This window comes from Nostoc sp. 2RC (genome assembly GCF_014222165.1).
Classification (GTDB): domain Bacteria; phylum Cyanobacteriota; class Cyanobacteriia; order Cyanobacteriales; family Nostocaceae; genus Nostoc; species Nostoc linckia.
Window position 1 is genome coordinate 1 of the sequence record NZ_JACKZU010000255.1, and the last position, 11,849, is coordinate 11,849.

The following is an 11,849-nucleotide window of genomic DNA, read 5'->3' on the forward strand; positions in this document are numbered from 1 at the left end:
CCCCATGCCCCAATTTATTTAACCTAGTTTCACTACAACCGAATCACCCTCAATTTTGGCGGCAAAGGTTTTCAGCGCTTCTTTTGCTGGGCCTCTTTGGACTTTACCGTCAACCCCAAATTCTGAACCGTGACAGGGACAGACTAATTTTTTGGTGTCAGCTTTCCATCCCAAGGTACAACCTGCGTGAGTACAGCTAAGGCTGACAGCCGTCAGATTTCCAGATTTAGATGTGCCGAATACCAACACAGGCCCAACAGGTGACTCCTTCGCCAGCAATTGACCTGTTTTATCTAATTCTGCCGATGGCCCTACCGATACCCAGTCTTCTAATCCTATATTTTTCAGGGAAGAACAAGCTGCGATCGCCACAGGCAAAGAACTCCCTATCAAACCCAAACCTACCCAATTAATAAAATCACGACGTTTCATAGCTAGTGAAATAATTTTTATGTCTAAGCTGATATCTGTAAGGGACTTCAAAGTCAAAAAATATTCCACGGAAGATTGTTAACTGTTGACTGTTGACGGTTGACACTCAGCAGTCAACGACGGGAACCGGAATAATTTATTTTTTGGAGTTCCTTAACTCAATTTGCGATTTTTGCTCACGTATTGAACTATACCAGCCCTAAATTATTTGTGAAATATTTTTCTTTTGACTGTCATCAGTCATCAGTCATCAGTCAACCCTTAAATACCATTGCTACATAGTATTTGAAAATTCCTTCAGTCATCTCAAATACCTTTGCTATAAGCACTTTGCATTACTTAGAACTAAATTTGATGTAAAAAATGCATACATATCATACATTTTCTGCATTTTTACTAAAAAACCGTAACAATTTATACGATTTTAACAGAAATCTGACCTTAACTTATGAGTATCGAAATTGTTACATAAACAGCGGCCAAAACTCCTTGACAAGTTCCCAAAATGTAAATGGCAACAAATTTGCCTCAACAAAGTACGGATTTTAAGTTTCACTTTGGAATTTTCGCAAGTATAAATAATCAGCCGTAATTGTATATCTCAGTTTTTCAATTCTAATCCTCGTAGATACAACACCTGATGGGACTACGGGTTGATTGGTATTGGGTAATCAGCACAAATTTTGACGCTTATTAGTAATTTGCAACGAGAGTCAGCCTCATGACAGACACAGCAACTACCACCGCCAACCTGAATAAGTTCGAGAAATTCAAGGCCCAAAAAGATGGACTCGCTATTAAGAGTGAGATCGAAAAATTTGCCGCCTTGGGTTGGGAAGCAATGGACGAAACAGACCGAGATCATCGACTCAAATGGGTGGGTGTATTTTTTCGCCCAGTCACTCCAGGTCAATTTATGATGCGGCTGCGGATGCCTAACGGTATTCTCAGCAGCACTCAGATGCGTGTTTTAGCCCAAGTAGTGCAGCGTTACGGAGATGAGGGGAGTGCTGATATTACCACCAGACAAAATATTCAATTGCGGGGAATCAGGATTTCTGATTTACCAGATATTTTTAATAGATTTCACGCAGTTGGCTTAACCAGCGTCCAGTCAGGGATGGATAACGTCCGCAATATCACAGGCGATCCTGTGGCGGGGTTAGATGCAGATGAGTTGTACGACACGCGAGAGTTGATACAGCAAATTCAAGATATGCTCACCAACAAAGGCGAAGGCAATCCAGAGTTTAGCAATCTACCACGGAAGTTTAACATTGCCATCACTGGTGGAAGAGACAATTCAGTTCACGCGGAGATTAATGATTTAGCTTTCGTACCAGCATTTAGGGAAGACGGGGGGACACGGGGACGCGGGGAGACGGGGAATTTATCACCAACACTCTCCGCCTCACCATCCCCAATATTCGGATTTAACGTTTTAGTCGGTGGTTTTTTCTCTGCTAAACGTTGTGAAGCGGCGATTCCTTTGAATGCTTGGGTGGCTCCAGAAGATGTGGTAGCTGTATGTAGAGCTGTTTTAGAAGTTTTTCGCGATCGCGGTTTACGTGCTAATCGGCAAAAATCCCGTTTGATGTGGCTAATTGATGAATGGGGTTTAGAAAAGTTTCGCCAAGAAGTAGAAAATCGCTTGGGTAAATCATTGTTACCCGCAGCGCCAAAAGATGAAATCGACTGGCAAAAACGCGACCACATTGGTGTATATAAACAAAAGCAACCAGGATTAAATTACGTAGGTTTGCACATTCCTGTCGGTCGATTATATGCCGAAGATATGTTTGAAATTGCACGGCTGGCGGAAGTTTACGGCAGTGGCGAAATCCGCTTGACAGTGGAGCAAAATATCATTATTCCCAACGTTAGCGAATCAAGGTTAGCAACATTTTTAACAGAATCATTGCTAGAAAGATTTTCCATTAACCCTGGTTTATTGACGCGATCGCTAGTATCTTGCACAGGCGCACAATTTTGCAACTTTGCCCTCATCGAAACCAAAAACCGCGCCCTGGGGATGATTAAAGCCTTAGAAGAAGAGTTAATCTTCACCCATCCCGTGAGAATTCACTGGACTGGTTGTCCTAATTCCTGCGGACAGCCTCAAGTTGCAGACATCGGTTTGATGGGAACTAAAACCCGCAAAAATGGTAAAACCCTCGAAGGCGTTGACATATATATGGGTGGCAAAGTTGGTAAAGATGCCCATCTCGGAACTTGCATTATCAAAGGCATACCCTGTGAAGATTTACAGCCAATATTGCAAGATTTACTCATCAAAAACTTTGGGGCAAAAGTTAAGGAAGAAGCTTTGGTTGTTGATTGATGACTGATGACTGTTGACTGTTGACTAATGACTAAGGACTAATAACAAATGACAAATTTTTCGAGAAGAAAATTTATTTTTACTACAACTACTGCGGCTGCGGCTTCTATTTTGGCTCACGGTTGTTCTTCTAATAGTAGTACAAGTTCAACAAGTAGCGATGCTCCTTCTGCTGCTCCAGCTGCTAATGTTTCTACTGTGGCTAATGCACCGAAGGTAGAAACAACGAAAGCTAAGTTAGGATTTATTGCTTTAACTGATTCTGCTCCTTTGATTATTGCTAAAGAAAAAGGTTTATTTGCCAAGTATGGGATGACGGATGTTGAGGTTATCAAACAAAAATCTTGGCCTGTTACCCGTGATAACTTGAAAATTGGCTCGGCTGGCGGTGGTATTGATGGCGCACATATCCTCAGTCCTATGCCTTATTTGATGACCATTAACGATAAAGTGCCAATGTATATTTTGGCAAGATTAAATACTAATGGTCAGGCTATTTCTGTAGCCAATAAATTTAAGGAACTGAATGTAAATTTAGAAAGTAAAGGGCTGAAAGAAGCTGCTAGCCAAGCTAAAGCAAATAAAAAATCTTTAAAATTTGGCATTACATTTCCTGGTGGTACTCATGATTTGTGGATGCGCTATTGGCTAGCGGCTGGTGGCATTAATCCAGACCAAGATGTGGTTTTAGAACCAGTACCACCACCACAAATGGTGGCGAATATGAAAGTTAACACCATCGATTCCTTTTGTGTAGGAGAACCTTGGAATGCTCAATTAGTTAACTAAAAATTAGGTTATTCAGCTTTAGTGACAGGGGAATTGTGGAAAGATCATCCAGAAAAAGCTTTTGCAATGCGAAAAGATTGGGTGGATAAAAATCCTAATGCTGCCCAAGCATTGTTAATGGCAATTCTGGAAGCTCAACAATGGTGCGATCGCTTGGAAAATAAAGAGGAAATGTGTAAAATTTGTTCTGATAGAAAATACTTTAATGTTGCAGCTTCCGATATTTTAGAAAGGTCGAAGGGTAATATTGACTTTGGCGATGGACGTACTCAGCAAAATTTCCCATATCGCATGAAGTTTTGGGAAAATAATGCTTCTTATCCTTATAAGAGTCATGATGTTTGGTTTTTAACAGAAGAAATTCGCTGGGGTTATTTACCAAAAGATATCAACATTCAGGAAATAGTCGCTCAAGTAAATAAGGAAGACTTGTGGAAACAAGCAGCCAAAGCTATTGGTGTGACTGATGCTCAAATTCCTCAAAGTAGTTCGCGTGGAATTGAGACTTTCTTTGATGGTGTGGAATTTGACCCAGAAAAACCAGAAGAATATTTGCAAAATTTAAAAATTAAGAAAGTTTAGCTTGTAGTGAGCGATTTATCGCTCATCAACAAATGATCGGGACTAAAGTCCTTACTACAAACTTGAATTTTGATGCACAAGAGAAATAAGAAAAATGGCAGCTATCCTTGGGAATCGTAGTATCAAAAAAAATCGGCGCAGGCAGTTCAATAAATTAGTTTCACAAAAAATTCTGCCGCCAGTGTTAGCTTTAGCTATTTTTTTAGTGATTTGGCAATTACTTTGTTTATACCCTAACTTTAAATTACCTGGCCCCATAGAAACATTTTCAGAAACTTGGAACCCTTTTATTATTCATCCATTTTTTGATAATGGTGAAAGTGATAAAGGTCTGGGTTGGCAAATACTTAGTAGTTTGGGAAGAGTTGGTTTAGGCTTTTCTTTAGCGGCAATTGTTGGCATTGTCTTGGGAATTTTAATTGGTGCTAACAAGTTACTTTATAATGCAGTAGATCCCATCTTCCAAGTTTTACGAACTGTACCACCTTTGGCATGGTTGCCAATTTCTTTAGCAGCATTTCAACAAGCTAATCCTTCAGCTATTTTTGTAATTTTCATTACGTCAATTTGGCCGATTATCATCAACACAACAGTAGGCGTACAACAAATTCCTCAAGACTACATAAATGTAGCTAGAGTTTTGCGTTTGAAAGGGGGAAAGTATTTCTTAAAAGTGGTATTTCCTGCCACTGTTCCTTATATCTTCACAGGCTTACGCATTGGCATTGGTTTATCTTGGTTAGCCATTGTTGCCGCAGAAATGTTAGTCGGCGGTGTCGGCATTGGTTCATTTATTTGGGACGCTTACAACACCACCACAGAAACTAATTTAAGCGAAATCATTCTCGCACTTATTTATGTTGGTTTAGTCGGCTTAATGTTGGATAGATTAGTTGGCTTTATCGCCAGCAAAGTTGTACCGGAATAGGGGAAAAGGGAAAAGGGAAAAGGGAAAAGGAATAAATTTAATCTTCCCCTTTCCCCTTTCCCCATACCCAATCCAAAATTCAAAATCTAAAATCCAAAATTGCTATGAGTACTTTTGTTGAAGTTGACCACGTTGACCGTGTATTTGAACTTCCAAATGGGGGCAAATATATTGCTCTGAAAAATATTGAATTGAAAATTCGGCAAGGGGAATTTGTTTCTTTAATTGGACATTCTGGTTGTGGTAAGTCTACTTTGCTGAATATCATTGCTGGTTTAGATAGAGCGAGTATTGGCGGTGTGACTTTGGAGGGGAGAGAAGTTAGAGATCCTAGTCCAGATAGGATGGTGGTGTTTCAAAATTATTCTTTGCTACCTTGGTTGACAGTGCGGGAAAATGTCGCTCTTGCTGTGGATGAAGTGTATAAGGGTAAGTCTAAAAGCGATCGCCGCAGCATTATCGAAGAACATATTGATATGGTGGGGCTGCGTTTAGCGGCTAATAAACGTCCGAGTGAGTTATCTGGGGGGATGAAACAACGGGTAGCCATCGCCCGCGCTTTAGCTACTCGTCCGAAGTTGTTATTGCTGGATGAACCTTTTGGAGCGTTGGATGCGTTGACGCGGGGGAGTTTGCAAGAACAATTGATGAAAATCTGCAATGAACACAACGTTACTTGTGTGATGGTAACTCATGATGTGGACGAGGCGTTACTGTTGAGCGATCGCGTTGTTATGCTCACCAATGGCCCAGAAGCCCATATCGGCCAAATTCTCGAAGTCCCGATCCCCCGCCCGCGTCAACGCCTGGAAGTGGTCAAACATCCCAGCTACTACAGTCTGCGGAATGAAATGATTTACTTCCTCAACCAACAAAAGCAACTCAAAAAACGCCAAGCAACAACGAATATATCCCGCAACGGCTTAGAAAAAGTCAATCTCCAAATTGGCTTTATGCCCTTAACTGATGCTGCACCTTTAATCGTTGCTCAAGAAAAAGGCTTTTTAGCCAAATACGGTTTAGATAATATTACCCTTACTCGTGCCTCTAGCTGGAAAGAAATCGCTCAAGGAATTGCTACCGGGAAATTAGACGCAGCCCAAATGCTGGCGGGAATGCCCTTAGCCTTGACTTTGGGCGCTGGCGACAAAAAACCAATTCCTGTAGTCAATGCCCTAAATATTTCTCGCAATGCTAACGCCATCACCTTAAGCAAAAGATTGTATAGCCAAGGTGTGAAAAACCTAGCTGACTTAAAAACCGCCATTAATGCAACTCCAGACCAAATTTTAACTTTGGGTGTAGCTCATCCAACATCAATGGTGAACTTAATGCTGCGTTATTGGCTAGCGGCTGGTGGTATAGATCCCGACAGCGATGTCAGCATCATGGTGATTCCACCAATGGAAATGGTTTCTCAACTCAAAGCCGGAAATATAGACGGTTACTGCGCCGGAGAACCTTGGAACTACCTCGCTGTTCATCAAGATTTAGGTTTTATTGCCGCCACAGCCTTAGAAACGTGGTCAGGACAACCGAAAAAAGTCTTGGGAGTGCGGGAAGATTGGGCGCAGCAGTACCCAGAAACTTATCTAGCCCTCGTCAAAGCACTATTAGAAGCTTGTCAATACTGTGACGACCTCCGCAACCGCGAAGAAATCTTAGAAATACTCTGCCGTTCTCAGTACCTCGACATCGATCCTGTGTATGTTCGTCCTGGTTTCCTTGACCCCTACGATCGCGGCGACGGTACAGAACCACAAGAATTTAAATCATACAACCAGTTTTTTGTCAATAAAACCAATTATCCCAACCGCACCGAAATTTTGTGGATGATTACTCAGCTAGCACGTTGGGGCTTAACTCCTTTCCCCAAAAACTGGGTAGAGGTAATTGAAAGAGTGTGTCGCACAGACATATTTGGTGCAGCTGCCCGCGACCTCGGCTTACTCGATATCGGTGAAGATGACCCGATTCACTTATTTGATGGTAAAGTTTTTAACCCATCAGAGCCGATAGAGTATCTCAAAAGTTTGGAAATCAAACGGCAAATCCGGGTTGAGGAAGTATTTATTTAGTTATTGGGAAGGCAAGAGGCAATGGGCAAAAGGCAACAAAGAAACTCCATTAATAGAACTCAAAAAAATAAATTATCCAATATTGTGGGGTGGACATCCTGTCCGCCCTATGGACTGGGCAGGCGAGACGCCCACCCCACAAGAATAACTGGATATTTTTTGATTTGTCAGTCATTAATGAAGCTTTGAACTCCATTAATGAGTATTTGAACTCCATTACTTCTTTCCGTCCACAAGATTACCTATCTCTTCCTTTGCGTCCTTTGCGTCCTTTGCGGTTCGTTCAAAAAAAATTCTAATTAAAAATTGATTGGTATAAATTCATCATGCAAACAGTAAACGGAACCAGCAGCAAAACCCAAATCAATCAACAGCAAACCCAAAAAGCCGAAGATTTTTTAGTCATAGAAGGCGTAAGCAAAATTTATCCAACTTCCGAAGGCCCTTACACCGTACTCGATGGAGTTGACTTAAAAGTGCGCGAGGGCGAATTTGTTTGCATAATTGGTCATTCTGGCTGCGGCAAATCAACCCTCCTGAATATGATTTCCGGCTTTAACAATCCCACCGATGGCGTCGTCCTCCTGCAAGAAAAACCAATCACCGAACCAGGCCCCGACCGGATGATGGTATTCCAAAATTATTGTCTATTACCTTGGCTGAATGTTTTTGACAACGTTTACCTCGCCGTTGATTCCGTGTTTCCCAAAAAAACGAAAGCAGAAAAACGCGCAATAGTTAGAGAACATTTAGCAATGGTGGGACTAACAGAAGCCGCCGACAAAAAACCCAGTCAAATTTCTGGTGGGATGAAACAGCGAGTAGCCATCGCCCGCGCCCTTTCCATTCGTCCCCAAGTTTTAATTCTTGATGAACCCTTTGGTGCGCTAGACGCCATCACCAAAGAAGAATTACAAGAAGAACTACTGCAAATCTGGCGCGAACATCAAGTCACCGTACTCATGATTACCCATGACATTGATGAAGCCCTTTTCCTCGCCGACAGAGTTGTGATGATGACAAACGGCCCAGCCGCACACATCGGCGAAATCCTGAATATTCCCTTCTCCCGCCCCCGCAACCGTCGCCGCATCATGGAAGACCCGGAATACTACAACCTGCGTAACTACGCCCTAGACTTCCTTTATCGCCGATTTGCTCATGCTGACGAATAGAAAATTGGGCATGGGGGAGGAGTTAGGAGTTAGGAGTTAGGAGTTAGGAGTTATTCTCTTTGTCTCCCTTGTCTCCCTTGTCTCCCTTGTCTCCCCCATCTCCCCCATCTCCCCCACCTCTCACCCTACGGGTTCGCGTTAGCGTCTCTGAAAGAGAAGCTAAAGCTACATCTCCCCCATTGCTCAGTCAACATTCCCCATCTTTTCAAGAATCAGAATGCTTAAAAATCTATTTTCATTCAGCGATCGCTATCGCATCTTACATCAGACTTGGTTTGCTTTTTTTCTCACTTTTGTTTGTTGGTTTAATTTTGCTCCCTTTGCTACAACTATTGGCAAACAATTAGATTTAGCGCCGGAACAAATCAAAACTTTGGGCATTTGTAACCTGGCTTTGACGATTCCGGCACGGTTAATTATTGGGATGCTTTTGGATCGTTTTGGCCCTAGAATTACCTATTCAATGCTGTTGATATTTGCGGCTGTTCCTTGTTTGGCGACGGCGTTAGCGCAAGATTTTCATCAATTAGTCATTAGTCGTTTGCTGATGGGAATTGTTGGTTCTGGGTTTGTTGTTGGTATTCGGATGGTGGCGGAATGGTTCCAACCGAAGGAGATGGGAATTGCCCAAGGTATTTATGGCGGTTGGGGTAACTTTGGGGCTTTTGGTGCCGAGTTTGCTTTACCAATAATTGCAGTTTCTACAAGCTTTTTGGCTGGTGGGGCTTCTAATTGGCGATTAGCGATCGCTTTTACAGGTATCATTGCAGCCATCTACGGCATAATTTATTACAACAGCGTCCAAGATACGCCCACTGGTAAAGTCTACAAAAAGCCGAAGAAAAATGGTGCTTTAGAAGTCACCAGTATTAAAAGCTTTTGGGCGATGATTGCCTCGAATTTTGGTTTAATTTTTGCTCTTGGTTTATTAGCTTGGCGCTTGGAACAAAAGAATATTCACTTCTTAACTTTGAGCCAAATGTATTTGGCTTGGTTCTTATTAGCAGGATTATTTTTTTATCAAAGTTACAAAGCTTGGCAAGTCAACCGCGAACTTTTAATTGGCAAAAAAACTTACGCACCAGCCGAACGCTTTCAATTTGGACAAGTAGCTTTACTTGAATTTACTTATGTAACTAACTTTGGTTCTGAACTTGCTGCCGTTTCCATGTTGCCGGCATTTTTTGAAAAAACCTTTGCTTTAGAACATGTTGTAGCTGGGATGATTGCTGCTACTTATCCCTTTTTAAATTTAGTTTCTCGTCCTAGTGGAGGCTTAATTTCTGATAAATTTGGCTCCCGTAAATGGACGATGACAATTATCAGTGCTGGCATTGGCATTGGTTATTTGATGGCACATTTTATTAATGGTAACTGGCCGATTCCCCTGGCGATCGCAGTGACAATGTTTGCTGCTTACTTTGCCCAAGCTGGCTGCGGTGCAACCTACAGCATTGTCCCGTTAATTAAGAAAGAAGCCACCGGACAAATTGCCGGTAACGTCGGAGCTTACGGTAATTTTGGCGGCGTGGTTTACCTGACAATTTTTAGCTTAACCGACGCTCCCACGCTATTTAACACAATGGGTTTAGCGGCGATAATTTGCGCTTTTATGTGTGCCTTCTTCCTCAAAGAACCGAAAAATTCCTTTGCTACTGATGAAAGTGAAATATCAGCAAACCAGAATAATATCTTCTTAACTGAAGAATAAAATCACACTTTAGCGAATGAAACAGCCCTGGGGTTAGGGAGGGGTAAAAAAATATTTCACACATCAAAACTTTTTAAACAACCTCTAAAACTTTTAATCCAAAATCCAAAATCTAAAATCCAAAATTGGTATGAGTGAGTTTACCAAAACCCTTTGTCCTTACTGTGGTGTCGGTTGTGGACTAGAAGTTTCACCCCCAGCCCAACTAAATAAAGCAACTAATCGAGATAACGAAGGAAATCCTATTTGGCGAGTGCGGGGTGATAAAACTCATCCATCGAGTCAGGGTATGGTTTGTGTCAAAGGTGCAACCATCGCCGAATCTTTAGATAAAAATAGATTACATTACCCAATGGTGCGAGACTCTCTAGACCAAGAGTTTCGCCGTGTGAGTTGGGATGAAGCTTTCGATGTCATCGTCAAACGCATTCAAACTGTGCGTTTAACTCAAGGGCCAGAAGCTATATGTATGTATGGTTCTGGTCAGTTTCAAACTGAAGACTATTACATAGCCCAGAAATTCATGAAAGGGTGTTTGGGTAGCAATAATTTTGATGCTAACTCCCGTTTATGTATGTCTAGTGCTGTGGCTGGATACATTCAAAGTTTTGGTGCAGACGGCCCCCCTTGCTGTTACGAAGACTTGGAGTTAACTGACTGTGCATTTTTAATTGGCACTAATGCAGCTGAATGTCATCCCATTGCTTTCAATCGATTGGCAAAGTATCACAAAAAGAACCGCAAAGTCAAAATGATTGTGGTCGATCCCCGACGCACGCCAACCGCAGAAACCGCAGATTTACATTTAGCCATTCGTCCCGGTACAGATATCGACTTGTTAAACGGTATCGCTCATTTGTTGATGCGTTGGAACTACGTTGATACCATGTTCGTGGACGACTGTACCAGCAATTTTCCAGCTTATGCCGAGGTTATTCGCCACTATCCGCCAGAAGTGGTGGCTCGCGAATGTGGTATCAGTATTGAAGATTTAGAAACAGCAGCACGGTATTGGGGTGAATCACAACGGGTGTTGTCGTTGTGGTCGATGGGTATAAATCAATCCTCAGAAGGAACAGCTAAGGTAAGAACCATCATCAACCTGCACCTGATGACCGGACAAATTGGCAAACCTGGGGCTGGGCCTTTTTCCCTCACCGGTCAGCCAAACGCAATGGGAGGACGGGAAGCTGGCGGTTTAGCGCATTTATTACCGGGTTATCGGCTAATTAAAAATCCCCAGCACCGTGCAGAAATTGAAGAGTTTTGGAGACTCCAGCCAGGACAAATTTCGCCCCATCCTGGTTTAACTGCTTGGGACATGATTACGGGGTTGGAAAATAATGCTGTTGGTTTACTGTGGATTGCTGCTACTAATCCAGCTGTGAGTATGCCAGATTTAGAACGGACAAAAAAGGCATTGTGGCGATCGCCTTTTACCATCTACCAAGACGCTTATTATCCCACAGAAACCACTGCCTATGCCCATGTGCTGCTACCAGCAGCTCAATGGGGTGAAAAAACTGGCGTGATGACCAACTCCGAACGCATGGTGACTCTGTGTCAAGCCTTCCGCCAACCACCAAGACAAGCGAAACCAGATTGGGAAATTTTCGCCGAAGTTGGTCGTCGCCTCGGTTTTACCAAAGAGTTTGCCTTTGCTAACTCCGCTGAAGTTTACGCCGAGTTTGTCCAACTAACCAAAAATCGCCCCTGCGATATGACGGGTATTTCTCACGCGCAATTACAAGTACAAGGGCCGACTCAATGGCCTCACCAAGAAGAGGACGCGGGGACACGGGGACGCGGGGAC

General features: G+C 42.6%; 7 protein-coding genes and 1 pseudogene. 7 read left to right on the forward strand and 1 reads right to left on the reverse strand.

The window, feature by feature from the left end; translation table 11 throughout:
- Positions 1–18 precede the first annotated feature (18 nt).
- Positions 19–432, reverse strand: a complete 414-nt coding sequence (locus GNE10_RS23985) for a ubiquinol-cytochrome c reductase iron-sulfur subunit (protein WP_185567308.1) — start codon at positions 430–432, stop codon at positions 19–21.
- Between the two features lie 721 nt (positions 433–1,153).
- On the opposite strand from GNE10_RS23985, the gene GNE10_RS23990 reads away from it, so the two are divergent.
- The 7 genes and pseudogenes from GNE10_RS23990 to GNE10_RS24020 all read left to right on the forward strand — a co-directional run.
- Entirely contained in the window at positions 1,154–2,773 is a 1,620-nt protein-coding gene (locus GNE10_RS23990) for a ferredoxin--nitrite reductase (protein ID WP_185567302.1), read from the forward strand.
- Positions 2,774–2,821: 48 nt separating this feature from the next.
- A pseudogene (locus GNE10_RS23995) lies at positions 2,822–4,144 on the forward strand (CmpA/NrtA family ABC transporter substrate-binding protein).
- Positions 4,145–4,238: 94 nt separating this feature from the next.
- Complete coding sequence (gene ntrB / locus GNE10_RS24000) at positions 4,239–5,072, forward strand: nitrate ABC transporter permease (protein WP_185567303.1); 834 nt, start codon at positions 4,239–4,241, stop codon at positions 5,070–5,072.
- A gap of 104 nt (positions 5,073–5,176) precedes the next feature.
- Positions 5,177–7,150: a nitrate ABC transporter ATP-binding protein gene (locus GNE10_RS24005; protein WP_185567304.1), complete on the forward strand. Its 1,974-nt coding sequence runs from the start codon at positions 5,177–5,179 to the stop codon at positions 7,148–7,150.
- Between the two features lie 326 nt (positions 7,151–7,476).
- On the forward strand, positions 7,477–8,325 hold the full coding sequence (locus tag GNE10_RS24010; protein ID WP_185567305.1) for a nitrate ABC transporter ATP-binding protein: 849 nt from the start codon (positions 7,477–7,479) through the stop codon (positions 8,323–8,325).
- A 217-nt stretch (positions 8,326–8,542) separates the two neighbouring features.
- On the forward strand, positions 8,543–10,036 hold the full coding sequence (locus GNE10_RS24015; protein WP_185567306.1) for a NarK family nitrate/nitrite MFS transporter: 1,494 nt from the start codon (positions 8,543–8,545) through the stop codon (positions 10,034–10,036).
- Positions 10,037–10,166: 130 nt separating this feature from the next.
- Positions 10,167–11,849: molybdopterin-dependent oxidoreductase (locus GNE10_RS24020; protein WP_185567307.1), on the forward strand; the 1,683-nt coding region annotated here is incomplete at its 3' end.